Annotated in this window: 29 protein-coding genes and 1 tRNA gene; 16 read left to right on the forward strand and 14 right to left on the reverse strand. The window is 62.6% G+C overall.

Annotated elements, in window-relative coordinates; translation table 11 throughout:
* Positions 1-24 precede the first annotated feature (24 nt).
* The gene (locus tag AV059_RS17420; protein ID WP_058996507.1) at positions 25-1,779 is read left to right on the forward strand and encodes an AarF/ABC1/UbiB kinase family protein; all 1,755 of its coding nucleotides are present in this window, start codon (positions 25-27) and stop codon (positions 1,777-1,779) included.
* 34 nt (positions 1,780-1,813) lie between these two features.
* On the opposite strand, the gene AV059_RS17425 is transcribed toward AV059_RS17420, so the two are convergent.
* Entirely contained in the window at positions 1,814-3,340 is a 1,527-nt protein-coding gene (locus tag AV059_RS17425) for a cryptochrome/photolyase family protein (RefSeq protein ID WP_058996510.1), read from the reverse strand.
* 170 nt (positions 3,341-3,510) lie between these two features.
* On the opposite strand from AV059_RS17425, the gene AV059_RS17430 reads away from it, so the two are divergent.
* On the forward strand, positions 3,511-4,068 hold the full coding sequence (locus tag AV059_RS17430; RefSeq protein ID WP_058996512.1) for a halocyanin domain-containing protein: 558 nt from the start codon (positions 3,511-3,513) through the stop codon (positions 4,066-4,068).
* A 22-nt stretch (positions 4,069-4,090) separates the two neighbouring features.
* Here the strand turns inward: AV059_RS17430 and AV059_RS17435 are convergent, their stop codons facing one another.
* Positions 4,091-4,393: a hypothetical protein gene (locus AV059_RS17435; RefSeq protein ID WP_058996514.1), complete on the reverse strand. Its 303-nt coding sequence runs from the start codon at positions 4,391-4,393 to the stop codon at positions 4,091-4,093.
* Positions 4,390-4,752: a helix-turn-helix domain-containing protein gene (locus AV059_RS17440; protein ID WP_058996516.1), complete on the reverse strand. Its 363-nt coding sequence runs from the start codon at positions 4,750-4,752 to the stop codon at positions 4,390-4,392. The genes AV059_RS17435 and AV059_RS17440 overlap by 4 nt, the downstream gene beginning before the upstream one ends.
* 241 nt (positions 4,753-4,993) lie before the next feature.
* On the opposite strand from AV059_RS17440, the gene AV059_RS17445 reads away from it, so the two are divergent.
* Positions 4,994-5,932 carry a halocyanin domain-containing protein gene (locus AV059_RS17445; RefSeq protein WP_228841829.1) on the forward strand — a complete coding sequence of 313 codons (939 nt, stop codon included), beginning with the start codon at positions 4,994-4,996 and terminating at the stop codon, positions 5,930-5,932.
* Positions 5,933-6,089: 157 nt separating this feature from the next.
* The gene (locus AV059_RS17450; protein ID WP_058996520.1) at positions 6,090-6,908 is read left to right on the forward strand and encodes a halocyanin domain-containing protein; all 819 of its coding nucleotides are present in this window, start codon (positions 6,090-6,092) and stop codon (positions 6,906-6,908) included.
* 41 nt (positions 6,909-6,949) lie between these two features.
* Here the strand turns inward: AV059_RS17450 and AV059_RS17455 are convergent, their stop codons facing one another.
* Complete coding sequence (locus tag AV059_RS17455; protein ID WP_004962437.1) at positions 6,950-7,723, reverse strand: fumarylacetoacetate hydrolase family protein; 774 nt, start codon at positions 7,721-7,723, stop codon at positions 6,950-6,952.
* Positions 7,724-7,886: 163 nt separating this feature from the next.
* Between AV059_RS17455 and AV059_RS17460 the strand changes: the two genes are divergently transcribed.
* Genes AV059_RS17460 through AV059_RS17475 form a run of 4 tightly spaced genes read left to right on the forward strand, consistent with a single transcriptional unit; the run spans position 7,887 to position 11,855 of the window.
* Complete coding sequence (locus tag AV059_RS17460) at positions 7,887-8,621, forward strand: prephenate dehydrogenase/arogenate dehydrogenase family protein (protein ID WP_058996522.1); 735 nt, start codon at positions 7,887-7,889, stop codon at positions 8,619-8,621.
* Entirely contained in the window at positions 8,618-10,078 is a 1,461-nt protein-coding gene (locus AV059_RS17465; protein WP_058996524.1) for a small ribosomal subunit Rsm22 family protein, read from the forward strand. The genes AV059_RS17460 and AV059_RS17465 overlap by 4 nt, the downstream gene beginning before the upstream one ends.
* 36 nt (positions 10,079-10,114) lie before the next feature.
* A complete protein-coding gene (surE, locus tag AV059_RS17470; protein WP_058996526.1) occupies positions 10,115-10,924 on the forward strand; it encodes a 5'/3'-nucleotidase SurE in 810 nt (269 codons plus the stop codon).
* A gap of 7 nt (positions 10,925-10,931) precedes the next feature.
* Positions 10,932-11,855 carry a DMT family transporter gene (locus AV059_RS17475; protein WP_058996527.1) on the forward strand — a complete coding sequence of 308 codons (924 nt, stop codon included), beginning with the start codon at positions 10,932-10,934 and terminating at the stop codon, positions 11,853-11,855.
* A gap of 1 nt (position 11,856) precedes the next feature.
* Here AV059_RS17475 and AV059_RS17480 read toward each other — a convergent pair whose 3' ends face one another.
* A complete protein-coding gene (locus AV059_RS17480) occupies positions 11,857-13,113 on the reverse strand; it encodes a DHHA1 domain-containing protein (RefSeq protein ID WP_058996529.1) in 1,257 nt (418 codons plus the stop codon).
* A gap of 234 nt (positions 13,114-13,347) precedes the next feature.
* Between AV059_RS17480 and AV059_RS23035 the strand changes: the two genes are divergently transcribed.
* Positions 13,348-13,476, forward strand: coding sequence for a hypothetical protein (locus AV059_RS23035; RefSeq protein WP_255356179.1), 129 nt, complete (start codon positions 13,348-13,350; stop codon positions 13,474-13,476).
* 299 nt (positions 13,477-13,775) lie between these two features.
* On the opposite strand, the gene AV059_RS17485 is transcribed toward AV059_RS23035, so the two are convergent.
* From AV059_RS17485 to AV059_RS17510, 6 genes are all read right to left on the reverse strand, one after another.
* Positions 13,776-15,350 carry a methyl-accepting chemotaxis protein gene (locus tag AV059_RS17485; protein ID WP_058996530.1) on the reverse strand — a complete coding sequence of 525 codons (1,575 nt, stop codon included), beginning with the start codon at positions 15,348-15,350 and terminating at the stop codon, positions 13,776-13,778.
* 2 nt (positions 15,351-15,352) lie between these two features.
* Positions 15,353-15,634, reverse strand: coding sequence for a hypothetical protein (locus AV059_RS17490; protein WP_058996532.1), 282 nt, complete (start codon positions 15,632-15,634; stop codon positions 15,353-15,355).
* 235 nt (positions 15,635-15,869) lie between these two features.
* Positions 15,870-16,268, reverse strand: coding sequence for a hypothetical protein (locus AV059_RS17495; protein ID WP_058997667.1), 399 nt, complete (start codon positions 16,266-16,268; stop codon positions 15,870-15,872).
* Positions 16,269-16,330: 62 nt separating this feature from the next.
* Positions 16,331-17,143: an HD domain-containing protein gene (locus tag AV059_RS17500; RefSeq protein WP_058996535.1), complete on the reverse strand. Its 813-nt coding sequence runs from the start codon at positions 17,141-17,143 to the stop codon at positions 16,331-16,333.
* Between the two features lie 46 nt (positions 17,144-17,189).
* Positions 17,190-17,657 carry a peroxiredoxin gene (locus AV059_RS17505; protein ID WP_058996537.1) on the reverse strand — a complete coding sequence of 156 codons (468 nt, stop codon included), beginning with the start codon at positions 17,655-17,657 and terminating at the stop codon, positions 17,190-17,192.
* A gap of 59 nt (positions 17,658-17,716) precedes the next feature.
* Positions 17,717-17,962 carry a hypothetical protein gene (locus tag AV059_RS17510; protein WP_058996539.1) on the reverse strand — a complete coding sequence of 82 codons (246 nt, stop codon included), beginning with the start codon at positions 17,960-17,962 and terminating at the stop codon, positions 17,717-17,719.
* Positions 17,963-18,527: 565 nt separating this feature from the next.
* On the opposite strand from AV059_RS17510, the gene AV059_RS17515 reads away from it, so the two are divergent.
* From AV059_RS17515 to AV059_RS17525, 3 genes are all read left to right on the forward strand, one after another.
* A complete protein-coding gene (locus tag AV059_RS17515) occupies positions 18,528-18,764 on the forward strand; it encodes a twin-arginine translocase TatA/TatE family subunit (RefSeq protein WP_058996541.1) in 237 nt (78 codons plus the stop codon).
* Between the two features lie 77 nt (positions 18,765-18,841).
* Positions 18,842-18,915 (forward strand) — tRNA-Arg (locus AV059_RS17520).
* Between the two features lie 384 nt (positions 18,916-19,299).
* Positions 19,300-20,931, forward strand: coding sequence for a GMC family oxidoreductase (locus AV059_RS17525; protein ID WP_058996542.1), 1,632 nt, complete (start codon positions 19,300-19,302; stop codon positions 20,929-20,931).
* Here the strand turns inward: AV059_RS17525 and AV059_RS17530 are convergent.
* From AV059_RS17530 to AV059_RS17540, 3 genes are all read right to left on the reverse strand, one after another.
* A complete protein-coding gene (locus AV059_RS17530) occupies positions 20,928-21,506 on the reverse strand; it encodes a metal-dependent hydrolase (RefSeq protein ID WP_058996544.1) in 579 nt (192 codons plus the stop codon). The two genes, AV059_RS17525 and AV059_RS17530, sit on opposite strands and share 4 nt — an antisense overlap.
* Positions 21,507-21,590: 84 nt before the next feature.
* The gene (locus AV059_RS17535) at positions 21,591-22,043 is read right to left on the reverse strand and encodes a hypothetical protein (RefSeq protein WP_058996546.1); all 453 of its coding nucleotides are present in this window, start codon (positions 22,041-22,043) and stop codon (positions 21,591-21,593) included.
* A gap of 48 nt (positions 22,044-22,091) precedes the next feature.
* Complete coding sequence (locus AV059_RS17540; protein WP_004515646.1) at positions 22,092-22,790, reverse strand: chemotaxis protein CheC; 699 nt, start codon at positions 22,788-22,790, stop codon at positions 22,092-22,094.
* Positions 22,791-23,047: 257 nt separating this feature from the next.
* Between AV059_RS17540 and hisC the strand changes: the two genes are divergently transcribed.
* The 4 genes from hisC to AV059_RS17560 all read left to right on the forward strand — a co-directional run bounded on the left by hisC (position 23,048) and on the right by AV059_RS17560 (position 26,064).
* A complete protein-coding gene (gene hisC / locus AV059_RS17545) occupies positions 23,048-24,130 on the forward strand; it encodes a histidinol-phosphate transaminase (RefSeq protein ID WP_058996548.1) in 1,083 nt (360 codons plus the stop codon).
* On the forward strand, positions 24,127-24,633 hold the full coding sequence (locus AV059_RS17550) for an adenylate kinase family protein (RefSeq protein ID WP_058996551.1): 507 nt from the start codon (positions 24,127-24,129) through the stop codon (positions 24,631-24,633). The genes hisC and AV059_RS17550 overlap by 4 nt, the downstream gene beginning before the upstream one ends.
* Entirely contained in the window at positions 24,630-25,238 is a 609-nt protein-coding gene (locus AV059_RS17555; protein ID WP_058996553.1) for a CDP-alcohol phosphatidyltransferase family protein, read from the forward strand. Before AV059_RS17550 ends, AV059_RS17555 begins: the two co-directional genes overlap by 4 nt.
* Positions 25,239-25,533: 295 nt before the next feature.
* Complete coding sequence (locus AV059_RS17560; RefSeq protein WP_023843198.1) at positions 25,534-26,064, forward strand: multiprotein bridging factor aMBF1; 531 nt, start codon at positions 25,534-25,536, stop codon at positions 26,062-26,064.

Consider the following 26,064-nt stretch of genomic DNA (forward strand, 5'->3'; position numbering starts at 1 on the left):
GTCGCCGGGCCTCACTTGCGAACAGTGACAAGTGAGGAGCGTGCCGCCGATGAGCCGACGGGACAGACAGTGTCACAGCCGGGCGGCGTCGGCGTTCGGCTCCGGGCCCTCTGGCGAGCGCTCGTCATCGTCTGGCAGTTCGTCCCGCTGCTCTGGCAGTGGGGCCGGGACCGGAAACGGTTCCTCCTGTTCGGTCGGTCCCGGTCAGTGGCCCCCGAGACGCGGACGCGGCGCGCCCGCTACCTGAAGGATACGTTCGTCGACCTCGGCCCGGCGTTCATTAAACTCGGACAGATGCTCTCGACCCGGCCCGACGCCCTGCCGCGGGCGTACGTCGACGTGCTCTCGGAGCTACAGGACAACGTCCCACCGGACGCGTGGGCGACCATTGAGCCAGTTATCGAACGGGAGTTGGGCGACGATATCGATACGCTGTTCGAGGCGTTCGACACGACAGCCATTTCCGGGGCCTCGCTGGGCCAGGTGTACGAGGCACAGGTCGACGGCCAGCGGGTCGCCGTGAAAGTGCTTCGACCCAACATCAGGACGCGCGTCGAATCCGACCTGCGCGTGCTGTCGACGCTGCTACCGGTGCTCACCTACGGCGCAGACCCGGGCCAGGCGTTCACGCTGGAGAATCTCACCGAGGAGTTCGCAACGACGGTCCGCCGGGAGATGGATTACGGCCACGAGGCGCGAATGCTTCGGGAAATCGGCGACAACTTCGCAAACGACGACGACATCGCCATCCCGGACGTCGTCGGGAGCCACTCGACGGACCGCGTGCTGACGATGACGTACCTCGACGGCGTGAAAATCGACGACGTAGAGCGGCTGGACGAACTCGACATCGACAGGCCGGCACTTGTCCGCCGGCTCGAAGAGGTGTACATCCAGATGATCGTCGAGGACGGCCTCTTCCACGCTGACCCCCATCCCGGCAATCTGGCGGTCCAGCCCGACGGGACGCTCGTCTTCTACGATTTCGGGATGACCGGCTACCTTGGTCCCCGAACACAGGACCAGCTACTTGAGTTCTATGTCGGACTGGCAACAGACGACGTAGACCGGGTGATGGACGCCTTCGTCGAGATGGGCGCGCTGGACCCGATGGCCGACCGCGAGGTGATGCGGGAAGCATTCGACATCGTCATCGAGCAGTTCCGCGGCGAGGACATCAGTGAGTACCGCATCGAACAGCTCGTCGGCCAGTTCGAGGCGCAACTGTACGAGTTCCCGATGCGACTACCACAGGACCTGGCGCTGGTGGTCCGCGTGACAACGGTGCTTGAGGGCGTCTGTCGGACGCTCGACCCTGAGTTCGACTTCATCGAGATCATCTCCGAGTACGTCATGGAGCAAGGCGCCGGGGATGACGTTCGGGAGCAGATCAAGACGGAAATCCAAGAGACAGTGACTGGCTCGACCCGGTCAGCGGTGCGAGCAGCGCCGAAGCTAGAGGACGCACTCGACAGGGTCGAGCGCGAAGAACTGCTTGTCAAGACCGTCCTGGAAGACTCCGACGGACTGAGTCGGGTGCTTGCCAAGCGGCTCCTGCTCGGTATCGTCGCTAGCGCCGGCGTGCCGGTGAGTGCCTACCTCTACACCGTGAGCGGGCTTCAGCCAGCAGGCCTCGCGCTGGGCGGGAGCGCGGCGGTGCTCGGAATTCTCGCGTGGTCGTTCCGCCGACGGCGCGGGCCGGCGCTGTCCTCGCCACAGTTCACCCGTCACGAGATGCAACAGCGACAGGCAACTGACGCCGCGGACGGAGACGAGTAACCAGTGTCGACGGTCTCCCACGAGACAGCGGCCCTCAGAGTTCGCCTTCGGCCGCCATTTTGCGGATCTCTTCGGCCCGTTCGCGTATCTCCGTGAGTTCCTCGTCGCCTTTGTTGTCGACGTGGCTGTACATCAGTCCCATCCGGTGGTTCGACCGAAGCGTGTCTTCGTTACGGTCGAGGAAGTCCCAGTACAGCGCGTTGAACGGGCAGGCTCCGTCGCCGGTGGTCTTCGTCTTGTAGTACGGACAGCCCGAACAGTAGTTGCTCATCTTGTCCACGTAGTTCGCCGACGAGGCGTAGGGTTTGGTGGCGAACACGCCCGCGCCGTACAGCCCCATCTCGACGACGTTCGGGGTCGTCACCCAGTGGAAGGCGTCGACGTAGCCGGCGTGGAACCAGCGGTTCAGTTGTGCCGGTTCAACGCCGTAGATGAGCCCGAAATTCGCGAGAATCATCAGCCGCTCGATGTGGTGTGAATACCCTCGTTCCCGGACTCCGTCCACCACGTCGGAGAGACAGGCCATGTCGGTGTCGCCGTCCCAGTAGAGGTCGGGCAAGGCCTCACCAGCGCCGAGCTGGTTCGCCTCAGCTAAATCCGGCATCTCCCGGCGGTAGACGTGCCGAAGGAACTCGCGCCAGCCGAGCACCTGCCGGATGAACCCTTCGACGCTGTTCAGCGGCGCGTCGCCGTCCTCGTAGGCGGCGATAGCGCGCTCGATGACCTCCGCAGGGCCGAGGAGTCCCAGATTCAGCGACGTGGAAAGCAGGCTGTGGCTCATCGCCCACTCGTCGTCCAGCATCGCGTCCTGATACGGCCCGAACTCCGTCAGCCGGTCCATAACGAAGTGGTCCAGCGCACGGACGGCCTGCCGGCGAGTGACAGGCCAGCGGAACGGTTCGGGGTCGGCCCAGTCGCCGCCGTACGGCCGCTCGTCGTAGCTTCCCTCGAACGTCGAATCGACCCACTCGATAACGTCCTCGGTCACGGCGTCGGGCTCGAACCGCGGTGGCTCCGGTGGTGTCCACTCGTCGGGTGGCGTCTCACGGTTCTGGTCGTCGTAGTTCCACTCGCCGCCAACTGGGTCGCCGTCCGCCATCAGGTAGCCCGTCTCCCGGCGCATGAACCGGTAGAAGTCCTCGTGGCGGTAGCGGCCGTCGCCGCGCCACTCGTCGAACTGGGACGGTGCGCAGAGGAACCGTTCGTCGGCGACAAACTCGACGGCTCCGCCTGCCTCGGCGACCAGCGATTCGAGACGTGCCCGTGCGGACTCAGTCTGCGGTCGGTGAGTCACGAGCGTGTCGTCAGGGTTGGCCTCAAAGTGTGCCGCCAGTCCGTCCTCGAAGGTCTCTGTCTGGCGGTACTGGACCGTCCGACCGTTGTCTCGGAGGTCGTCGCGAAAATGCCGCATTGCGCTAAACAGCAGAATCAGCTTGTGTGGGTGGTACGGCAGTTTGCGGGCAAACGACTCCGCCTCTATCAGAAGCACCGGTTCGTCGGGTCGGTTGTCGACGGGGCCGGACCGGCGGAGGAGGTGGTCGCCACGAAGCCAGACGGTCATCTGCGAACAGACACTCCCATTGGCTATATCGTGGGCCCGTATCCGCATCAATCCCCGTCCGAACTGTGTTGGTATCGCCACACCGCAGGGCGGTACAATCCTCAATTATTGTTCCCGTCTAAACGACAGAAACGACTTGCTTATAAGTGCAGAGTCATAACTCTAGTTGCATGACAGACGACCTCGACAGGCGGACGTTCATCCGCACGACGGCAGCCGTATCAGGCGCTGGACTCCTTGCTGGCTGTGGCGGGTCCGGCGGCGATGGTGGCAGCGGCGAAACGGAAGCCACCGAAGCAGAGGAGATGGCGACCACTGAAGCCGAGGAGATGGACACCGAGAGCAGCGGTGGGATGGAAACCGTCGAAGCGTCAAGCGAAGTGGCGGACTACGTCGGCGAGTCGTCCAACTTCGACGGCAACACGGTCGTGATGACTGATCAGGACGAGGTCTCCGTTGCAGTCGGCGCTGAGGGGAACGGCGGCGCGTTCGCCTTCGATCCGCCCGCGATCAAAGTCTCGACCGGAACGACGGTCGTCTGGGAGTGGACCGGTGAAGGTGCCGGCCACAACGTCAAGTCCGAAGGCGACGGCCCGCTCGACTCGGGTTCGGCTGTCTCAGAGGAAGGAAACACCTACGAGTACACGTTCGAGGAAACCGGCACCTACCTCTACAACTGTGTCCCGCACAAGGCGCTGGGGATGGTCGGCGCAGTCGTCGTCGAGTAACGCGACAGTCGACGAGCCGTTTTTATCGTTTTACTAGCGCGGAGCGACTGGTGACGTACAGCGAATACGCGATGACCGCGAAACCGACCGCAGTGAGCGCGTTTTCGAAGATCAGTGCAGCGTTGGTACTCAGACCGAACAGTTGGTCCGCGACACCGGCGGTGAGCGACCCGACAGTAATGGTCGCGAATCCAACGGCGAGATAGGTGAGTCCGGTGGCCCTCGTTTTCAACGCTGCGCGAGCGGCAAAGTAAGTAATGAGCCCGCCAAGCAACACTGTCACAGTCTTGAATCCGATGACGATGAGTGGGATGTCTCCGTTCATAGTTCCTCGCTGACGCGCGACCACAGGAGTGCGAGCCGTTCGCTCGGCCGCTCCTCGGCCGGCAGAACGTCGATCTCGAACGCGCCGTCGGCGTCGACGCCAACGAACACGCCGCCACAGTCCCGGACGTACGCCGTCGCGTGATGGCCGTCGGGACGCACCTCCGTCTCCTCGGCGACCAGTTCGGCCTCGCTCAACTGTTCGAGCTTCCGGTACGTGCTTGTCTGGGGGAGGTCACAGACCGAGGCGACCTCCTTGGCTGGCAGCGGCTCGTCGAGCACCCTGAGTATGTCGCGACAGTCAGGGTCAGCGAGGGCGTCGAACAGCGCCTGTGTCTTGCTCGCGTCGTTGTGTGCCACGGCGGACCCTTCAGGGGACGGGTGGAGGTGGTTCTGCGCGCGGTTCGATTTCGATATGACGGGGCAGCGACGTGAAACCTGTGGGATACTGCGATCACAGTGTCCCGCGGTCCTCCGGTAGCAGCCCCCGGCCAGTGTCGGAAATATAAAACACCCTCAGATAAAGGGCGACCGTTTGTTTCCAGAATCTGGAAAGGACACACCGCCTTTTCTATCATCCAATAACAACGATTAGCCTGCTATGCAACGGCCCTCCACTCGCAGACAGTTTCTTGCAGGCACAGGGTTGACAGCGCTTGCCGTCACCGCCGGGTGCGTTTCCACGGGGAGTAGTTCGGAACCAGCCCCGGAAACCGGCACCGAGACCACGACTGCAACCGAAACCGCTACAGCGACCGAAACTGCAACGCCTGAATCGACGCCCGAGTCCCTCGACGACTGGCTCGACGACGCCAACGGCTACGACGGCGAGCCCCGCACGTACGGTCCACGCTCACAGCCAGTAATCATGGTCGGTGAGGGAACTGATGGGGGCCTGGCATTCGATCCGCCAGTCATCGAAGTATCGCCGATGACAAACGTCACATGGGACTGGACTTCCCACGGTGGTCAACGGAACGTCGTCGCGCTTGATGGGACCTTCGACAGTGGCCGGACGAACGCTCAGTTGGGGACGAGCTACCACTACATCTTTGACGAGGTCGGCGAGTACCGCTACGTCTCCGAGCCCCACCGCGATGAGGGAATGAAAGGGGCAGTCATCGTCAAGGAACGGGAATCTTCAGGATATCCAGCCATCGACCAGTGGCTCGGAGCGACGGGTAATTTCGATGGGTCCATTACTGACCGAACCGGGAGGTCCGAAGCTACGGTTGCCGTGGGCGCAGAAGGCAACGGCGGTCAGTACGCGTTCGACCCGCCCGCCATCAAGATATCAACCGGAACGACGGTTACCTGGGAGTGGACCGGCGTTGGCGCAGCACACAACGTATTCTCGACTGACGGAAGTCAGATGGCGTCGGATAGCGTCATTTCGACCGACGGTAGCCCACTTGATTCAGAACTCGTCTCAGAGGAAGGCAGTACCTACAAGCACACCTTCGAGGAAACCGGGGTATCTCTGTACACCTGTCAACCGCACCAAGGCCTCGGTATGAAAGGTGCGGTCGTCGTCGAATAGCGCAGCAATCGGTGACTCATTTCCAGAATCTGGAAAGGGCACACCCACTTTTCTATCACCGAATAACAACAACTAGCTTGCTATGCAACGGCCCTCCACTCGCAGACAGTTTCTCACAGGCACAGGATTGACAGCGCTTGCCGTTACCGCCGGGTGCGTGTCCTCGGGAAGTAGTTCAGAACCAGCGGCCGAAACCGGAACCGAAACCGCGACGGCAACTGAAACTGCGACACCAACCGAAACACCTGAATCGACGCCCGAGTCGCTTGACGACTGGCTTGATGATGCCAACGGCTACGACGGCGAGACCCACAGATACGGCCCGCAGTCCCGACCAACAATTATGCTTGGCGAGGAGACGGACGGTGGACTGGCGTTCAGCCCACCGGCCATCGAAGTTCCGCCGATGACGAACGTTCGGTGGGACTGGACGGGCCACGGCGGTCAGCAGAACGTCGTCGCGCTCGACGGCACCTTCGACAGCGGCCGGACGAACGCCCAGTCCGGGACGATGTATCACTACTTCTTCGAGGAGCCCGGCGAGTACCGCTACGTCTCCGAACCGCATCGCGATGAGGGCATGAAGGGTGCGATTATTGTGAAGGAACCGCCGAGTTCAGGCAACACAAAAGTCGACGAGTGGCTCGCAGCGGCGAGTAACTTCGAGGGCACCATTGTCGACCGCACCGACACTGACACCGCAACTGTTACGGCCGGTGCGGAAGGCAACGGTGGAAAGTTCGCGTTCGACCCCCCAGCGCTGAAAATCTCGACCGAGACGACCGTCCGCTGGGAGTGGACCGGCGACGGTGGGCCACACAACATCGTCTCAAAAGGCGATGGCCCGCTCGACTCGGAACTCGTCGCCGAAGAAGGGAACACCTACGAACACACCTTCGAGGAGACCGGGACCTACCTGTACTCGTGTATGCCACACAAAAGTCTCGGGATGAGAGGCGCAATCGTTGTCGAGTAGCGATCGCCGTGGAATAGTGTCCGAACTGACCGGCTGCCGGCCTATGGTATCTTGACGCTGTGTTTGAGCGTCCCGATTCCTTCGATTTCGACTTCGACCTCGTCGCCGTCTTCCATCGGGCCGACCCCTTCGGGCGTCCCCGTAGCGATGACATCGCCGGGTTCGAGCGTCATATACGAGGTTATCTCCGCGATCAGTTCGGGGACTGAGAAGATGAGGTGCTCACGGGAGGAGGACTGCTTCGTCTCGCCGTTGAGACGGAGTTCGATACTGGCGTCTTCCGGGACGTGCTCCGGTGTGGCCACGAGCGGGCCGATGGGGCAGGCGTTGTCGAAGGCCTTCCCGCGGACCCAGTTCTGTTCCCGCCGCTGGTCGTCGCGGTTAGAGATGTCGTTGACACAGGTGTAGCCCGCGACGACGTCCATCGCGCCCGATTCGCTGACGTTCCGGCACTGCTCGCCGATGACGACCCCGAGCTCGGCCTCGTAGTCGATGCGCTCCTTCCCGGAGGGCATCGTGAGGTGCTTGCCGTGGGACGCGACGGCGTTCGGGGCTTTGAGAAACAGCATCGGCCTGTCGGGGAGCTCCGAGTCCATCTCCTCGGCGTGGTCGGCGTAGTTGCGCCCGATACAGACGACTTTCGTCGGCTCGCAGGGCGGGAGGATATCTACCTCGTCGGGGTCGTAGGACTCGTCGCCGAACGCAATACGGCCGTACGGTCCGGCGGCGGCGGTGACGACGGGCTCGCCGTCCTCGACGGTCCAGCGACCGCCGCGAACGTTCCCCCCAGTATCACGGAATCGAACGCGCTTCATGTCACCGTTCTCTCAGGGCCGACAGATAAGCGTTTAGGAGGGGGAAACCGGACTACAGCGGGCTGTTCGACGGTTGTCTACCCGGCCATCGTCACCTGCGGTGTCGCGGCGAGCAGGCGTGTGACCGAACGGCTTTTGAGACGGGACGGGCTACGCTGGGCCGATGAACGTCCTCGTCGTTGGCGCCGGCGCGATGGGCCAGTGGTTCGCACACACGGTCCGGACCCACGCCGACGCGACCGTTGCCTTCACGGACCTCGACCAGTCGGCCGCCGAAGCCGCTGCCGACGCGGTCGGCGGGCGCGCTGTCGCCAGCGACGCGGCCGAGACTTTCGATGTCGTCTGTATCGCAGTGCCGATGCCCGTCGCCGAGACGGCTATCGACGAGTTCGCGCCGTGTGCTACGGACGCAATCGTTGACGTAACGGGGAGCATGGCAGGCCCCGTCGCAGCGATGCGGGACGCGATGCCCAATGGCCAACGACTCAGCCTGCACCCACTGTTTGCCCCCGAGAACGCGCCTGGGAACGTCGCCGTCGTCGCTGACGGGTCGGGGCCCGAAACCGAAGCCGTCGTCGACGCAATCGCTGCAGCCGGAAACAACTGCTTCGAGACGACGGTGTCGGAACACGACGAAGCCATGGAAACGGTCCAGGCCAGCGCTCACGCCGCCGTACTCGCGTTCGCGATGGCCGCCGCCGACGTGCCCGAGCAGTTTCAGACGCCGATTTCGGCCGGCCTGTTCGACCTCGTCGGGCAGGTCACCGGCGGCGACTCGCGGGTGTATGCCGATATTCAGCGGACATTCGACGGCGCGGACGCGGTCGCCGACGCCGCCAGGGAACTCGCCGACGCCGACGCAGAGACGTTCGAGCAGCTCTACGAGCAACTCTCATGAACCAGGACACACGCCAGCAGATACGCGACAACGCCCAGTACCTCCGGAACGTCCGACCGCTGGACCCCGAGGAGCTACACGAATACGTCGAGGGCCAGCCCCACCCCGCCGTCGTCAAGCAGGTGCTCCGAGAGGAAGCGTTCGACCTTGGCATCGTCGAGCAGGATGACGGGACCTTCGTGCCGGCACCGGAGGGTCGCCTGTCGGTAACGTTCGACGGCGTCGAACGGTTCCCCGACAGCTACGAACAGCAGGTCATCGACCTGCTGACGGAGTGGGGCGGACTGGAGTGGCACAGCGGTGACAGCGGTGACGAACTCCGTGAGCGTATCCGCGACATCAAGGAGCGGTACCTCCAGGGCAAGGCCGTCGAATACGACGAACTGACCGCGCTGGGCTATGCCGTCTACCACCTGCCGGACTACTACGCCGTGGCGAAATACGTCCTCGCGGACCTCGCCGCTGACGGCCTGCTTCCGTCACAGCTTCGAGTGCTTGACGTGGGGGCCGGCGTCGGTGGCCCTGCACTCGCCCTGCGCGACCTACTCCCCGACGACGCCCTGCTGGATTACCACGCCGTCGAGCCGAGCGCTGCCGCGGATGTGCTGGAGAGCCTACTGGCAGATAGCGGCCAGAATGTCCGCTGGGAGATCCACCGGTCGCTCGCCGAGGAATTCGACCCGGCGTCGCCGCTTGCTGGCGACGACAGCGGTGGAGCGGGTGGTGGCGATGGCGACGACAGCGAGGGATACGACCTCATCATCTTCGGCAACGTCCTCAGCGAACTCGACGACGCGGCGGCGACCCTCTACCGGTACGTCGAGGCGCTTGCCGACGACGGGACGTTGCTGGCGCTGGCTCCGGCCGACCGGAACACAGCCATACAGCTCCGAACAGTCGAGCGCGAGGTGGCCGATGGCGGCCCGGCGACGGTGTATGGGCCGACGGTGCGGCTCTGGCCCCACCAGTCTCCCGACAGCGAGTCGTGGTCGTTCGACCGCAAACCGGATATCGAGGTGCCAACCATGCAACAGCGCCTCGACGACCCTGCCGGCGGAACGGGCGAGTTCGTCAACACGGACGTGCAGTTCGCCTACAGCGTCTTGCGAACCGACGGCAAGCGGATGCACGATGTAACACCGGACCGGGGCATCCACGCGCCGATGGCCGACGCCGAGAACTACGTCACCGACCGGGTGAACTTCCTCGGGGTCAAACTCAGCCACGACCTCGCCGAACGGGAGGGTTCGAACCCGCTGTACTTGCTCGGCGATGGGAGTCAGAAGGTCGACCACTTCGCCGTGCTCACCGAAGCGTCGATACTGAACGAGGACATCCGGAAAGCCGACTACGGCGACCTGCTGTCCTTCGAGAACGCCCTGGTCCTGTGGAACGACGACGAGGAGGCGTACAACGTCGTCGTCGACGGCGAGACGGTCGTCGATCGAGCGCGCTAGCGGTGGGCTTTTCTCACAGACGGCCCCACGAGGCGTATGGACGAGCCGACGATTTTGCTGACGAACGACGACGGCATCGAGAGCGCCGGCCTCCGGGCGGTGTACGACGGTCTCTCGACAGTCGGCGACGTGACTGCGGTCGCCCCGGCAGAGGACCAGAGCGCGGTCGGTCGGGCTATTTCACACGAAGTGACCGTCCACGAGCACGAACTTGGCTACGCTGTCGAAGGGACTCCTTCGGACTGCGTCGTGGCGGGGCTGGAAGCGCTCGTCACCGACACCGACCTCGTCGTCGCGGGCTGTAACCGCGGGGCGAACCTCGGCGCGTACGTTCTCGGGCGCTCGGGGACCGTCAGCGCCGCCGTCGAGGCCACTTTCTTCGACGTGCCGGCGATAGCCGTCTCGATGTACATCCCGGTCCGTGAGGACGCCGCCTTCGCCGACATCGAGGCCAACGGCGACAGCTACCGCGAGGCAGCGAAAGCAACGACCTATCTGGCCGACCACGCCGTCGACGCCGGTGTGTTCGAGCAGTGCGACTACCTGAATATCAACGCCCCCGTTGCCGAGTGGGGCGACGCACAGATGACGGTCACACGGCCGTCTCACCTCTACGAGATGGATGCTGTGCAGGATGGTGACGCTGTAACGCTCCACGACCGGATCTGGGAACACATGGCCGAGGGCGACATTCCCGACCCCGAGGGGACCGACCGTCGCGCCGTCGTCGACGGAAAGGTCAGCGTTTCGCCGCTGACTGCGCCGCACACGACGGAGCACCACGAAGCACTGGACGCCATCGCAGAGACGTACGAGCCGGGCGACAGCGGCGAGGCGGCCGACTGAGCGGACAATGCGGTTCCGCAACGCCATCCTCTTCGTCGCGCTCGCAATCGCCTGGGGCAGCGCCTTCACCGCGATCAAAGCCGGGCTAGAGTATTTCCCGCCGATCCTGTTTGCGGCGTTCCGGTACGACCTCGCTGGGCTGTTGATGCTCGGCTACGCGGTGTACGCTACCGACCAGTGGGTCCCGAAGGGTCGAACCGACTGGATCGTTGTGGGTATCAGTGGCACACTCATGATCGCCGCGTACCACATCTTCCTGTTCGTCGGCGAGCAGGGAACCACCAGTGCCGCCGCCGCTATCGTCGTGAGCCTCTCGCCGATTCTTACGACCGGGTTCGCGCGTGCGCTCCTCCCGGACGAGCGTCTCACGACGCTAGGAATCGTCGGTCTGCTCGTCGGGTTCGTCGGTGTCGGCGTCCTCAGCAACCCCGACCCGGGGAACCTGCTCGACCCCCGAACCATCTCGCTAGTGCTGGTGTTCCTCGCGGCCACGTCCTTCGCCCTCGGGAGCGTGCTGACCCGTCGGTTCGAGGACAACCTAGAGATAGAGACGATGGAAGCGTGGTCGATGCTGCTCGGTGCGGTGCTCATGCACGGCATCAGTTTCGGTGTCTCCGAATCGGTTGCCAATGTTCAGTGGACTGCTGAAGCCGTGCTGGCTCTGCTGTATCTGGTTGTCGTCGCCAGCGCGCTCGGATTCCTCATTTACTTCGACCTGCTGGAGCGACTCGGGCCGATCGAGATCAACCTCGTCTCCTACGCCGCGCCTGTCGTCGCTGCCGCCACTGGACTGCTGTTCCTCGGCGAGACGCCGACGGTTTACACGGGTGTCGGATTCTCCTGTATTCTCGTCGGGTTCGGGCTGTTGAAGCGGGACGCGCTGCGAAACGAGGTCGCACGGTTCAGCGGGACGCCGAATCGGGGCGATTGAGTCAGTCGCCGTGGTCTGTCGCCTCTGATACATCCCGGAGGAACGCAACGATTTCGTCCCCGTCAGCACCGAGTCCACCGCCCTGAGCAACTGTCGGTCGCCCGCCGCCGCCGCCACCGAACTCTGTAGTCACCTGATCGACCACCTCGCCGGCGTCGACGCCGCCGGTCGTCGCGACACCCAGATACTGCCCATCGGCGTCGACCAGTGCAGCCACGTCGATCTCGTCGCCGACGGCGGACTCCGCCCGGTCAGCGAGCGCGTTCGCGTCGAGGCCGGCCACGGTGCCGACGAGCCATTGCTGCTCGTCCACTTCGATGGCGTTGTCACGCAGTTCCGCGAGACGGGAATCGACCAGACGCTCCTGAAGGTCCGATACCGTGTCTCGGAGGTCGTCGCGCTCCGACTGGAGTCCGTCGACAGCATCCGGGAGTTCGGCAACGTTCGTATCCAGCGACTGGGCGGCAGCCATCGACCGCTCGTGCTCGGTCGCGCGCTGGCGGATTGCTCGCGGACCGACGGCGAACTCGACGCGAGTCAGGCCCTCGCCGGGGTTGGACCGACCGAGCACGGTCACTGGCCCGATCTCCCGCGTGTTCCCGACGTGTGTCCCACCACAGGCTGCCACGTCCCAGTCTTCGATGGTGACGACACGGACCGTCTCACCCTCGATTCCCTCTTCGGTCTTCGTGTTGAACGCGATGTCGTCGCGGTCCAGTGCCTCGTCCCGCGGAATTTCTTCCCAAGTCACGTCGTAGGATTCCCAGACGGCGCGGTTGGCCAGCCGCTCAAGTTCGGTGAGTGTCTCGTCGTCGATTTCGGTCGTCGTTTCGAAATCTACACGCACCTTCCCGGAGATAGCCGGTCCGAAGTCGTCGTCGGCGTTGTCAGGGACCGTCGCGCTGATGTCAAAGCCCCCGTAGCCGAGATTCGACAGCAGCCGGCGACCAGCGCCATAGAGGACGTGGCTGGCCGTGTGGGCACGCATACAGTACGTCCGAAACGCCGTGTCAATCTGGCCTTCGACTGTCTCGCCCGGCTCGAACGCCGGCGGTTCGGCCAGTTCGTGGATGATTTCGCCGTTTCGATGCTGGACATCAACGACTTCGGTGCCACCGAGAGTTCCTCGGTCCGCCGGCTGTCCGCCGCCTTCGGCGTAGAAGTACGTCTCCGTTAGCACGACAGCGGTCGTATCGATACGGTCGACGGTCGACGTGAAGGTCGTCACAGTGGGCTCGGACGCGGCTATTCCCGTCATCGGGCGTGGCTACGTCGGCGTGAACAAAAACGTCTGGGCGGCCCGGGACAGACGAGTGTCGGGACTGAACGGCCGACAGGAGCGCAGTCTTCGTGCGTGCCGAGTCAGTAGGGGCGGTGTAGGGGGTTACCGACGCCGGTGTCACGGTTATCCGAGGTATAATCCACTTGTGTCACTGTATCCGTTCCCGATACAGTGCTACTAATTAAGTACCGATAGTGACGCTTACAGCCCATGCTCTGGAGTGGAGTCCAATCGATACTGCTCTGGCTGGTGGTGGTCTGGCTGTTCGCAGTTGGGCTGTTTCTGGCACTTCTGTACGCGTCCGGCAAGCGGGACCGGCGAGAGCAGACCCGCGCGTAACTGTCGTGACTGGCGTCCCGGATGGCGTGATAGTGCTGTCTGTCGTCCGGCTGACGGCCCATCGGAATCGACCCTCTGTCTTGCGGTTTTCACTTTCACTGTGGATTACCCGGTTATATACGGCCTGGCTCCCTGCCTGGCAATATGATCGAGCGATTACGCCGTGTCGTGGGGACTCAACAGCAGTCACATCTGGAGTGTCGACGCTGTGGAACCACCATCGAAACGGATAGCTCGACCTGCCCAGTGTGTGGCTCCGGTGACATCGCGCAGTACGATCTTTAGCCGTTGTCTCTCTGTTAGTCCGTCGTCACTCCCGTACTCACGGCCCCTGACTGGGCCTGTTGCTCCTGTACGTCAAATTGGGCGACAAGGGAGAGGAGTCGCTCTGCACTGTCTGACAGCGAGTCAGCACTGGTCGCGATTTCCTGAATCGTCGCGGTCTGCTCCTCAGTCGCCGCCGATACTTCCTGTGCCTGTTCGGCTGTCTGGTCGCTAATCGATGTTACTTCGTCCAGCATCGTGACGACCTTCTGCCCGGAATCAGCCTGTTGATCGGTGGCCTGGCTGATCGACTGGATTGAGCTGCTGGCCTCCTCGACTTCGGTGACAATTCGGTTCAGTACGGTGGCTGTCTCGTCGATCGTTTCCCGCGTTTCCTCGACCTCTGACTGCGTGTCATAGATATCGTCGGCAACACTTTCCGTGGAATCCTCGATTCCCTCAATGAGCGTCTCGACTTCCTGGGTTGCGTCAGCAGTCTCACCGGCCAGCGTCTTGATCTCGGACGCCACAACGGCAAATCCTTCACCGGCTTCGCCGGCGCGTGCGGCCTCAATCGACGCGTTGAGTGCGAGCATATTCGTCTGTTCCGCGATGTCGTTTATCAGGTTCACAACCTCCTCGATTCGCTCGACAGCGTTCTGGAGGTCTGCTACCTCTGAGACAGTTTCATCAGTCCGGGCTTCAAGCGTGGCCATCTTTTCCACAGCTGTCCCAGCCGCTTCTTCGCCTTCTTGACCTAGTTCTGCGGCCTGCTGTGACTGGGTAGCGACTTCTTCAGACGAGGAGGCGATCTCCTCAATCGTCGCCGATAAGTCGCTCATCTCGCTGCTCGCTTCGTTGATTTTCTCGCTCTGTGTTTCCGTTCCGGCAGAAATCTCTTCGGTGCTCTCGGCGACTTCTGCACTGGCGGACCGGATATCCGAAGCTCCGCCTGTGACTTCTGTGCTTTCTGTGTCAACCTGCTGTGCGAATGATTGAATCTCGGCGATAACGGTCTGGAGTTCGTTCATCATCGAGTTGAACCCTGACCCGATTCTTGCCATCGCATCGTTCTGGCTATCTGCGTCTACCCGGACCGTAAGATCCCCAGCCGCTGCTCGTTCCATCGCCTGGCCGTAGGACGTGGCAGTCGATTCCAGATCTGCGGTCAACTGCTCAAGCTCCGCCTCACGTTCTTTGATCTCCGCGCGTGCCTCCTCGGATTCACGCTGTGCGTCTTTTGCCTGCTCGCGCTGTTTGTTCGCCTTCTGTTTCGCTTGCTCCGCCTCTTGTCTTTTCGTCTCTGCCTCGTCGACCAGTTCTTGCATCTCCGTGACAAGCGAGAGGGTGGCTGTCCCTCCGATAGCGAAGACGGCAACGGTTGATGTCATCAACGGCCCTGTTGCCAGATTGAACACCTCTACGTAGATGCCGGCCTTCTCCAGCATGAGGCTGAATGTCCAGACGGCCCCAAGCGTAGATGCAAAGCTGAACGTCAGCCAGAAGGCCGACTCGGCTTCAGTGTCCCGATAATTGAGCCAGCCAAGCGCCGTTGCAGCAATAAAGCCCAGCGCGCCCAGACCGTCGAAGATGGGTGTAATTCCGACCATTGTTAGCCCTCAGTTTTGATCCGGTTCTCACGACGAAAGTAGGCTGCCAGGAAGAAAGTAAGCCCAGCAACACCGATTCCAACGCCGTGCTCAACGAGATTCAGTACATCACCGAGAATGACCGCTTCGAGGTTCGTTGCGATCATGCCAACCACAAGGAGGACGTATCCGGCGGTGAACCACCGAGTCTCCTCCCGATACTGTGAGAGAACGGGTACTAAGCCGATTACTGCAACGAGCAGACCGACAACTTCCAGTGTTCCGAATGGGCCAATACCGACCATGTCTGGTCAAGCAATTCCATTTAAAAAAGTTTCTCGCCCATGGCATCAAAATCGATAATAGCAGCCCGCCTGAGTTTATATAGCTATATTTAACCATTTATAATAACGGCAGCCAATCAGTAGGCTTTCCGATGCAAGGAATGCACTACTGCTTTGTCGGTTACAGCGAGTATGAAAGCGTTCCAACGAGAGAAATAGCGATGGTGGAGGAGAAAGAGAGCAACGATTCCGCTGATTACTGTTCGACGTCCATCCACATATCAGATGTTATTTTCGCGTCCGAGTTGTCCGGATGCGTCATGGTGAGCTGGTCCCCGCCCTCGACTGCAATGAGGTCGACAGTGTTGCTCTCCGTGTGATTCCGCGTCGGGTACGTAAATGGTCGTGACCGTGTCGGAAGATCGCTGATCGACGGACACTCCGGCGGCGCAACGACATCGTCAGCGAACCCATCCGTGTGAATCGTCGACTGTGGTTTGTCTCGACCACGTCTATCAAGCCACTCAACACACCTCTCCCCAAGTGAAATGGTCTCAATGGCTGAGCGCACGCGGTACCTGACCCGGTCCAGAAGCGAGGGTGGCGGCACGTCGCCGTCGTCCGTCCTGGCCCGGGCACCCCGTGGCTCATCCATGGGTGTGAGACTCATGGGCATAGCTAGGGAAGCACGGTACAAAACCGTTGTGTCGCTCCCGCTTAGAGTTCGATTCGCTCGACGATCTGATTGCCGTCTTCTCGAGTGTTGAGCGCAACGATACGGACGTGTTCTTCCAGTCCAGAGTGCTTGAGTTTGGCTTTTAGAAGATTATCGACCTGATAGACGCCGGCCGCGTTGTTCATCGCGATTTCGACGAGGACGGGATAGTCGTCGCCCGGACTCAGCGTCACCGTCTCGATAGCCTGGCTGGAGACGGTGTCGATACCGCGGCCGCCGCGCTTGTACGGAATGCGTGACCGACCGCGCTCCATGTCCAGCGCGTCGGCGACGCGAACGACGCCGGCTTCCAGCGTCAGCGGGTTTTCTTCGGTGTGATGACAGAGAATCGCGTGTAACACCTCGCCTTTTACCTGAACCGCCTGTCGAACGTCGTAGAACTCATCGAGCAGGTCATCGAGGAGGTCGGCTGCCAGTGGGATCGAATAATACGGGTGTGAATCGCGGTGGACGACGTGGCCGATGTCGTGCAGCGTCGTCGCAAGTGCGATGATGACGGCCTCGTCAGCCTCGTCGAGGCCGTGGTCGGCCGCACCGTTGAACTCGACGCCGCCCTGTTTGAGGAGGTCATACAGGCACAGCGCTCGGTTCCGAACGATACCGATGTGTTTCGCGCCGTGGTCGTTGTACTGTTTGCGCGCGACGGGGTTGATGTTCTGGGCTTCGAGATACGCCTGGATCTCCTCGTCAGCCGTGATGGTGTCGAGAACTGCGTTCAGTCGCTCGTCCGGGAACGCATGGTCCGCCTCGGGGTCGTAGATACGGCCGCTGGTATCGTCGCTATCAACGCTCATACCACAACCCAGACGATCCACCGCGAAAAATCCCCCACCGGCGCGATCAGGTGGCGGCGTCGATAACCTCGTCGTAGTCCGGTTCGACGCCAGGGTCGTCACTGACCCAGGCGTACGTGACTTCTTGATTTTCATCGATAACGAAGACGGCCCGCTTGGCTACGTTCGGAACGCCGAGTGCCTCGAAGTCCATCGAGATGTCGTAGTCATCGACGATCTCACGCCCCGAGTCGCTGACGAGGTCGAACTCGAGTCCCAGTTCGTCCCGGAACGCGTTCTGTGAGAACGGTGTGTCGATGCTGACACCGTACAACGTCGCCCCCGCTTCAGTGAGTTCGTCGAGTCGGTCCTGAAATGAGTTCATCTCGTGACTGCAAACGCTGGTGAATGCGCCCGGGAAGAACGCGAGCACGACAGGCCCGTCGTCGAGCGTCTCGGACAGCGTTATTTCGTCAACGTCGCCGTTTGCGATCGGTGCCGTGAAATCGGGTGCAGTGTCTCCGACTGATACCATACTGCCGAGTTGACCCAGGCGAGTAAAACCCTTTCCGACCTGACCGAGTCCGGGCGTGCTCAGAACTGTGCAAACTTCGCCGTGACCTCATCGATCCACTCCGGCAGGTCGCGGTCCGCAAGTGTCCCGTCAGCGTCACGGGTCGTGACGACATCAGCGATTTCGCCCTCACGCGTGATATCGAGTCGCCACACCCCGTCAGCCTCGATATCGACTCGAACGACGTCCTCCCCGACGGGCTTGATCGGTCGGATCGTTACCTCTTCTCCGCTCCTGACTTCCATTGTGTGACTATCGGCCGTCATCTGGTATCTTTGAGCGCCCGACAGTAGTTATATCTCCGGGCGGAGAGTGTGCCCGTCCTGCGCTATGGCTGGTGAGCAGTGGCTTAACAAGAATATAATAAATTGACACAAGCGCGTAGCCGGTACTGCGGGTGCGAACCCGCACGCAGGCAGACCATGTATGCCAGACATGGCCACGGAAATCGTGTCACCTGAACAGCCCCAGCTATCGACACAGTCCCGTGGACATACTGCAGTCTACCCATCGACGTGCCAACCCAAGCCAGCGACACCGGGAAGTCAGAGATCCAGTGCCTCGTGTTACCGCTTCCGAGCCACACCCATTGCCCACGTTCCCTGTGTCAGGCCTCGCCGTCGGTTCCCGGCGAGGCCGTTTCGACAGACAGAGCGGCCACGGCTCAGTTGTGACTACCGGTCGGTCTGCTGCCCACGCCAGCCAGTACTGGAGAGTCGGTCTCGACAGCAGTGACTCGCCTGCCAAGCCGTCCTGAGCAAAAAGGTTATAATAGCAACCACGTAACCTTCGGATACAATGTTAGGGACATCCGGAGTACTGTTCCCGGGGATGCCCGGGACGACGGAGATGATGGTCATCCTCCTCATCGCCGTCCTGCTGTTCGGCGCGAACAAGATTCCGAAACTAGCGCGGTCGACTGGCGAAGCCATGGGCGAGTTCCAGAAGGGGCGCGAAGAAGTCGAGCAAGAACTCGAAGAAATGCGCGATGGCGCTGCAGAAGGGACCGATGCGTCCACCGTGGACTCGGCCGAGTCGACCGAAACGGCGACGGAAACCGAGACGTAATCTCGACCACTTCTCCGTTTTCAGCGGGCCACAGTGATAACGAAAGGATTTTTCACCGCTCAATCGACCACCCGGTAGGGCGTGTGGCCTAGTGGACCAGGGCGAGGGGTTCCTAACCCCTAGAACGCGGGTTCGAATCCCGCCACGCCCGTGAAGCGAACGCAGTGAGCGAACCGGCATGGCGGGATTCTAATCAGGGAGGTCGTGCGCAGCGAAGCGAGCACGTCCGACCGTGGTTCGAATCCCGCCACGCCCGCTTCGTGGTTTCTCGCGTCCGCTCGAAACACACTCGCGGCCGTGGCGACCTTCGCGAAACCTGCGGTTTCGCTCAGTCCCGCCACGCCCGTGCAGCGACCGAAGAGAGCGAGCCGGTATGCCGGGGTTCTAATCAGGGGGGTCGCACGCAGCAAAGTGAACACGTCCGACCGTACTGTCGCGCGGAGAAGGCCCGAGACGACTGGGTGGCGACGTAGTCGCCGCACACAGCACCTGAGATGCCAACGTATAAGTTTAGGCTGACCTAACTCCTGCTGAAATGGACCGGGAGCCGTCCGAGCGGGCGGATGTCTGTGTCATCGGGGCCGGGCCGGCAGGGGCACTTATCGCGAGCCGGCTCGCCAGCGACGGACAAAGGGTGGTCGTGCTAGAGGCCGGGCCGCGGTTCGACAGGTCGAAGCGAGAGCAGCAGATGGAAGAAGCGATCCGGCCCGGCGACCACGGGTCCGTCTGGGAGATGGGCGGCGACCGCGACGCGTTCAGTGCGAGCGGCGAGCGGTACTACCCGCTGAACATCTCACGAGTGAAAGGCGTCGGCGGGTCGACGCTGCACTGGCAGGGGATGGTGATGCGGCTGCACCCCTCGGATTTCGACGGCAGCCACGACACCGACGACCCAGCGTGGCCGATCAACTACGAGGACCTGCGGCCGTACTACGCCGACGCCGAGCGGGCGCTGGGTGTCGCCGGTGACGCAGACAACCCGTTCGCACCGCCGCGAGACAGCGCGTATCCGTTGCCCGGATTCCCGCCGTCGTACAGCGACTCGTTGTTCGCCGAGGCCTGTGAGCGCCTGGGCATCACGATGCACTCCGTTCCTAACGCTCGCAACTCCGAACCGTACGATGGGCGGGGGCCGTGTGTGGGCTACGGGACCTGCCAGCCGGTCTGTCCCTCTGGCGCAAAGTATGACGCAAGCGTCCACATCGAGGACGCCGAAGCCGAGGGAGCCAGCGTGATCGACCGCGCGCCGGTCCAGCGCCTCGTTACCGACGCCGACGGACGCATCGAGGCGGCCGTCTACGCAACGCCGGACGGGACCGAACACCGCCAGACAGCCCGTGAGTTCGTCATCGCAGCGGGTGGCGTCGAGACGCCGCGACTCCTTCTCCTGTCAGCGAGCGACGACCACCCGGACGGGCTGGCGAACAGTTCGGGACTGGTGGGGCACTACTTCATGGACCACCTGTTCGCCGGGGCAGGCGGCACGCTCGACCGTGAAACGCGCCAGAACCACGTCGGCTTTCTCACGAGCGAGTGCCACCAGTTCTACGACGACCCCGGGCAGGCAGTCGAGCATATCGCGGACGGCGAAACGGTCGTTGCGGCGACCGACGAGACGCTGTCGCCGCTGAAACTGGAGTTCCTGAACTACGCCGGTCCGTCGCCGGTCGAACTCGCGCTCTCCGGCGAGGAGTGGGGCGATACGCTGCTGTCGAGCCTCCGCGAGAGTTACGGAAACAGCATTGCGATGGGCGGACTGGTCGGCCAACCGCCACGGAAGGAAAACCGCGTAACGCTGGACACGTCAACGACAGATGACCACGGGAATCCGGTGCCGGACATCAAATGGTCGTGGGGTGACCGGATAGAGCGATCGCTGGCTCGCGCGAACGAGATACAACGCGCCGTGCTATCGGAGCTGGGCGTCGACATCTCGTGGACGGTCGGGCCGGCCGACACCGGGCCGGCGTACCACCACATGGGTACGACGCGGATGGGAACGGATTCCGACAAGAGCGTAGTCAACCCACAGTTGCAGACCCACGACGTGGCGAACCTCTCGATTGCGTCCTCGTCGGTGTTCGTCACTGCCGGGTCGATGAACCCGACGCTGACCATCGCCGCGCTCGCGTTAAAATGCGCTGACCACGTTTCTGAACGACTCTAGTCTGCAGAGTCTGTGAACACTGCTTTGCTCCGCCGGGTGACCGACCGAAGCCCGGGCGCGCCGTGGGCGAGCCATACGGCGACAGCGAGGCCGAACAGTCCGAACTGAAACAGGACGTACGGGTCGAACGAGAGCGCAACCAAGTGTTCGGCGAAAGAGGCATCATTGGCGTACGGCGGCGGCGGCTGGAGCGGCCAGACGAGAAAGCGAAGCCACTGGAACTGTGTCAGGTCACCGCCGAGCAGCCCTGCCACCGCCGTCGGGCTCATATCCGTCAGCGTGTGCACGAACGCACCGAGCGTGAACGCTGTCGAGAGGTCCGTTCGGCGATATCGAACTGCGAGTCGGTGCAGGACCACGGCGAGAACGAGGAGTGTGAACAGCGAATGAGCGAGCGACCGCCCGGACGGCAGGACGCCAAACGTCCAGGCGAACGGCTTGTCGATCAGGTCCGGAAACTGTGACCCTACTGCCAGCGCGGTCAGCGTGGCCGCTGTCTGGCGACGGGTCGGGTCAAACCGGGTGTACACAACGTAGACGAGGTAGGCGGCGGCGAGATGTCCCCACGGCCACATTGTGTGCTGATATGCCGGATAGTGATTTGTATCTGCTGATACAGGTATGCGTGAGGAGTAAGCGGTAACTGATGTCTCGGCCGTTCAGTACAGACCGAGAATGGCGCCAGCGTCGAGCAGCAGGAGGATTGACACAAGAGACGCCCCCAGCAGGAACGGCCGTGCGTTCCGCGCGGGTTCGCGCACCTTCTGCTGGTCGAAACCGTCGCTGAGCTTCGACGCGCCGACCTCGACGAGGCCGGCCAGGATGAACCACAGGACGATCATCGTGATGACGAGGTGCCCGCGACCGGTTCCCGTCAGCGATTCGGCAGTGTAGCGGGTCGCTGCCAGATGCCCACCCGTCAGGAACAGGAGCGTTGCACTCGCCCGGGACACCGTCTTGAGCTTCCCGGTAATCGCCGACAGCGGTCCCGGCGAGGAATCGCCGTTCATCGCCGTCGGGAGCACGGCGTAGGTCATGAACAACACGGTTCCAGCCCACAGCGCGGCGAATATCAGGTGCACCCCGAAGACAGCCGCGTTTACGACACTCATATGCGGCGGTTGGACGCGACCCCCTTCAACGTCGTGGGTTCGGTACAGTTACTCCGAAGAATCAAAGGCATCGAGGGCGTCCGCATCACCCGACATATCGAGCTCTTTGACCGCGTCGGTGTCGGCAGAGATGTGCGTCTCGCGGTCGGTGTCGTAGTCCAGTTGGTCGATGAGATGGACGAACGAGCCGGGGTCGGGGATGAGGAAGATGCGGAGCGAGAACGCGACATCGCTCTCCTTGATGTCGACGAGCGAGTCGAGTACGATAGTCAGCGAGTCCCGGCGGACGTGCGAGAGGGCTTTGTCGGCAATCTCGGTCGCGTCGTCCTGTACGACCGTCGGCGTCCCCATATTGATTGTCGCGTTCAGCGTGTTCGCGATGCCGTCAATGAAGCCTGAGGTGAGGATATTACACATCTCCTGCAGCGCGGATTCGTGGAGCTGTGTGAACCCGTCGTCAACGCTGGAGCCGGTCATCAGCTCCGCGATCTCCGCGGCCGTCTCCGTCTCGAACGTCATCAGGAAGACGCCGTACGGTGGCTCTGTTAACCGAACGCGAGCGCTGTAGATGTTTCCGCCGCCCATCTCGGTGGCGATGTCCTCCGGCTGGACAAACGAGAGACTCTTGATCTCGACGGCGGCGTCGACGCCGGCCAGCGTCGCCAGCGAATCGGCGACCTGCTCGGCTCCATCCTGAATGAGTCTGGTGATGAGCGTGAGTTTCCGAATATCGATGAGAAGCGGCATTGCACACTATCAGGACCTATGGTGTGTTACCGTTTTCGGTGGCTACAGCTGTCGGCGACTGGACAGTGGCCCACCGTAACGCTCATTACCACTGACTGACAGGGCTTCGGTGGGGAGCGTGCTATTCCGTGCCTTACCCGTCATCGACGGGTTTCTCACGGGAAGCCGCCATCGAATTTCTGTGCGATGCTCGCTGGGGAGCCACGGCCACGCCCGATGTGAGCACGCTTAAGCCGCCCCGTCCGTTTTGCACAGCCATGGAACCACGGGACCTCTCCGCTCACACTGTCTATCGGGCAGGTCGCGGTATCGAGGAGGTCGCCCGGGAACTCGGTCTCGACCCGGACGACATGGTGAAGCTGGCGTCAAACGAGAATATGTTCGGACCGAGCCCGGACGCCGTCGAGGCGATTCGCGGGTCTGCCGAGCGGATGCACTCCTATCCGAAGGCCTCCCACGCCGACCTTGTTGAGAAACTGGCGGCACTGTGGGACGTAACGCCTGAACAGGTGTGGCTGAGCAACGGCGGCGACGGCGCGCTGGACTGCCTCGCCCGGGCGATGCTCGACCCCGACCAAGACGTGCTCGTCCCGTCGCCGGGCTTCGCGTACTACGCGATGAGTGCCCGCTATCACCACGGCGAGGTCAATGAATACACGCTCTCGAAGGCCGACGACTTCGCTCAGACCGCCGACACCGTCCTGAAAGATTACGACGGCGAGCGAATCGTCTACCTCACCAGCCCGCACAACCCGACCGGGGCGGAGTTCACGACCGACGCGGTCCGGACTATCGCCGAGGAAACCGACGAGCAGACCCTCGTCGTCGTCGACGAAGCCTACGGTGAGTTCACTGAAAAGCCGAGCAAACGGCCGTTACTTTCCGACCGCGACGACGTTGCGCTCCTGCGAACGTTCTCGAAGGCGTACGGACTCGCGGGGATTCGACTCGGCTACGCGGTCGTTCCCGAGGACTGGGCCGACGCGTACGCCCGCATCAACACGCCGTTCTCGGCCAGCGAACTCGCCTGCCGGGCCGGACTGGCGGCGCTCGACGACGACGAGCACGTCGAGCGGTCGGTCGACACCGCCGCGTGGGCCCGGGAGTACCTCTCCGAGGAACTCGACGCGCCGACCTGGGACAGCGCGGGGAACTTCATCCTCGCGGAGGTCGGCGACGCGTCGGCCATCGCGGATGCCGCCCAAGAGCGCGGCGTCATCATCCGCGACTGTTCCTCGTTCGGGCTCCCTGAATGCATCCGTATCACCTGCGGAACGCGCGAGGACACGGAACGCGCCGTCTCGGTACTGAACGAGGTTATCGAGGAGGTCAAGGCGTGAGAGTCGCCGTTACCGGGACGCCGGGGACGGGCAAGACCACGGCAGCGGAACACCTCGACACAGACCTCGAAGTTCTCCATCTCAACGACGTCATCAAGGACGAGGGATTCTCGACGGGTATCGACGAGGATCGCGGGAGCCTCGTGGCCGACCTCGACAGGCTGTCCGAGTGGCTCGACGGCCGCGACGACGTGCTGTTCGAATCCCACCTCGCACATCACTTCGACGCTGACCGGGTGATCGTGTTGCGAGCACATCCTGAAACCGTCGTCGAACGGCTCCGTGAACGTGGCGACGACGATTCGAAGGCCTACGAGAACGCGGAGTCGGAAGCGCTCGATGTCATCCTCGGGGAAGCCGTCGAGGAGCACGGCATGGAGTCGGTGTACGAGATCGAGACGACGGATCGAGATCCTGACGAGGTAGCACAGGAGATTCAAGCCGTCGTGGACGGCGAGCGAGAGCCGAGCGCGGGGACTGTCTCCTACATCGACTGGCTATGACGCTCGACAAGTTCCGCCCGCTGGCCGACCGTGCGCTCGGCCCATTCGTCAGCGCCGCCAAGGTGGCCGGCCTCTCACCCAACGGCGTCAGCGTCATCGCGTTCCTGCTGGCACTCGGTGCGGGCGGGGTGTACGCTGTCGCGGCGCAGGAACCCCTGCTGTATCTCGGCGGCGCCGTCCTCGTCTTTCTGAACGGCTGGCTCGACCTCGTGGACGGGGCGCTCGCGCGGGAACTCAACGTCGCGTCATCGGGCGGTGATCTGCTGGACCACGTACTGGACCGCTACGCCGACATCGGCATCATCGTCGGCCTCGCCGCCGGCGTGAGCCAGTGGGAACTGGGCATCGCCGCCGTCACCGGCGTCCTGATGACCTCCTATCTCGGGACGCAGGCGCAGGCGGTCGGTCTCGACCGCGTGTACGGTGGCTTGCTCGGTCGCGCCGACCGGCTCGCACTCGTCGGTGTCGTGACGGGCGTCGCAGCGTTCGTCCCGACCGCGCTGGCCGGCTTGACGCTGGTCGGCTGGCTACTGGTCGTGTTCGCCGTTGTCGGCCACGTTACCGCCGCCCAGCGGTTCTATCACGCGATGGGCGCTTTGGATTAGCAGGAGTGTGTTTTGGAGTAGCTCTGCCTTCGACCAGCCAGAAAGCCCCCGTGCTATCGGACTCCCGCGACTCGTTGCGCGCTTCCTCGCTCCCGCCGTTCGCTCGTCCAGTGCTTACTTCGCCGAAGTTCGCCGATAGCACGGCCCCTTTCAGTCCCACCCAGCATAGATTGAGCAACTGGCTACGGGTGGGGCCGAAAGGGCAGTTGGCTCTCCACGAAGTCGTCAAAAACACTGATAACAACAGGAGGCGGCCAGCGCACCATTTATACCGCGCCCCGTCCAAGCCGTCGGTATGGTTCAGTGCGAGATGTGCGGAACGGAGGTTTCGTCTCCGAACCGCGTCAAAATCGAGGGAGCCGAACTCGACGTCTGTGACGAGTGTACCGACTTCGGCACGGAGGTCAAGACGGAGGAGACGTCGTCCACGTCGACGAAGTACTCGACGTCGTCCTCCTCGTCATCGTCGTCGAGTTCGTCCTCCTCGTCGAGTTCCTCGGGTGGTGGCGGGTCCGGTGGCCGCCGTCGGGATATGTTCGACGAGATGGACGAGATCGCACAGGATTACCACGACCGTATCCGCAAGGGTCGGGAATCCCAGGGTCTCAGTCAGGAGGAACTCGCCAAGCAACTCAACGAGAAGGCGAGCCTGATCCGGAAGCTCGAACAGGGCAACTCGCTACCCAGCGACGACGTCCAGAAGAAACTCGAAAGCGCGCTTGAGATTTCCCTGAGCGCTGGCGGTAGCGCCGACGAGACGGAGTGGTCCGGCGGGAGCAGCGACGGGGAATACACGCTTGGCGATGTCGTGAAACGGAAAGACTAG

Origin of the sequence: Haloarcula sp. CBA1127 (assembly GCF_001485575.1) — an archaeon.
Classification (GTDB): domain Archaea; phylum Halobacteriota; class Halobacteria; order Halobacteriales; family Haloarculaceae; genus Haloarcula.

Bases quoted from the DNA above. Each gene is read 5' to 3' on its own strand.
- AV059_RS17555 (WP_058996553.1), top strand. From the start codon at position 24,630: ATGACGCTCGACAAGTTCCGCCCGCTGGCCGACCGTGCGCTCGGCCCA.
- AV059_RS17445 (WP_228841829.1), top strand. From the start codon at position 4,994: ATGCAACGGCCCTCCACTCGCAGACAGTTTCTTGCAGGCACAGGGTTG.
- AV059_RS17490 (WP_058996532.1), bottom strand. From the start codon at position 15,634: ATGGTCGGTATTGGCCCATTCGGAACACTGGAAGTTGTCGGTCTGCTC.
- AV059_RS17505 (WP_058996537.1), bottom strand. From the start codon at position 17,657: ATGGTATCAGTCGGAGACACTGCACCCGATTTCACGGCACCGATCGCA.
- AV059_RS17560 (WP_023843198.1), top strand. From the start codon at position 25,534: ATGGTTCAGTGCGAGATGTGCGGAACGGAGGTTTCGTCTCCGAACCGC.
- AV059_RS17425 (WP_058996510.1), bottom strand. From the start codon at position 3,340: ATGACCGTCTGGCTTCGTGGCGACCACCTCCTCCGCCGGTCCGGCCCC.
- AV059_RS17500 (WP_058996535.1), bottom strand. From the start codon at position 17,143: ATGAGCGTTGATAGCGACGATACCAGCGGCCGTATCTACGACCCCGAG.
- AV059_RS17510 (WP_058996539.1), bottom strand. From the start codon at position 17,962: ATGACGGCCGATAGTCACACAATGGAAGTCAGGAGCGGAGAAGAGGTA.
- AV059_RS17530 (WP_058996544.1), bottom strand. From the start codon at position 21,506: ATGTGGCCGTGGGGACATCTCGCCGCCGCCTACCTCGTCTACGTTGTG.
- AV059_RS17485 (WP_058996530.1), bottom strand. From the start codon at position 15,350: ATGGTCGGAATTACACCCATCTTCGACGGTCTGGGCGCGCTGGGCTTT.
- AV059_RS17480 (WP_058996529.1), bottom strand. From the start codon at position 13,113: ATGACGGGAATAGCCGCGTCCGAGCCCACTGTGACGACCTTCACGTCG.
- hisC (WP_058996548.1), top strand. From the start codon at position 23,048: ATGGAACCACGGGACCTCTCCGCTCACACTGTCTATCGGGCAGGTCGC.
- AV059_RS17535 (WP_058996546.1), bottom strand. From the start codon at position 22,043: ATGAGTGTCGTAAACGCGGCTGTCTTCGGGGTGCACCTGATATTCGCC.
- AV059_RS17430 (WP_058996512.1), top strand. From the start codon at position 3,511: ATGACAGACGACCTCGACAGGCGGACGTTCATCCGCACGACGGCAGCC.
- surE (WP_058996526.1), top strand. From the start codon at position 10,115: ATGGACGAGCCGACGATTTTGCTGACGAACGACGACGGCATCGAGAGC.
- AV059_RS17495 (WP_058997667.1), bottom strand. From the start codon at position 16,268: ATGGATGAGCCACGGGGTGCCCGGGCCAGGACGGACGACGGCGACGTG.
- AV059_RS17455 (WP_004962437.1), bottom strand. From the start codon at position 7,723: ATGAAGCGCGTTCGATTCCGTGATACTGGGGGGAACGTTCGCGGCGGT.
- AV059_RS17475 (WP_058996527.1), top strand. From the start codon at position 10,932: ATGCGGTTCCGCAACGCCATCCTCTTCGTCGCGCTCGCAATCGCCTGG.
- AV059_RS17540 (WP_004515646.1), bottom strand. From the start codon at position 22,790: ATGCCGCTTCTCATCGATATTCGGAAACTCACGCTCATCACCAGACTC.
- AV059_RS17525 (WP_058996542.1), top strand. From the start codon at position 19,300: ATGGACCGGGAGCCGTCCGAGCGGGCGGATGTCTGTGTCATCGGGGCC.
- AV059_RS23035 (WP_255356179.1), top strand. From the start codon at position 13,348: ATGCTCTGGAGTGGAGTCCAATCGATACTGCTCTGGCTGGTGGTGGTC.
- AV059_RS17465 (WP_058996524.1), top strand. From the start codon at position 8,618: ATGAACCAGGACACACGCCAGCAGATACGCGACAACGCCCAGTACCTC.
- AV059_RS17515 (WP_058996541.1), top strand. From the start codon at position 18,528: ATGCCCGGGACGACGGAGATGATGGTCATCCTCCTCATCGCCGTCCTG.
- AV059_RS17435 (WP_058996514.1), bottom strand. From the start codon at position 4,393: ATGAACGGAGACATCCCACTCATCGTCATCGGATTCAAGACTGTGACA.
- AV059_RS17460 (WP_058996522.1), top strand. From the start codon at position 7,887: ATGAACGTCCTCGTCGTTGGCGCCGGCGCGATGGGCCAGTGGTTCGCA.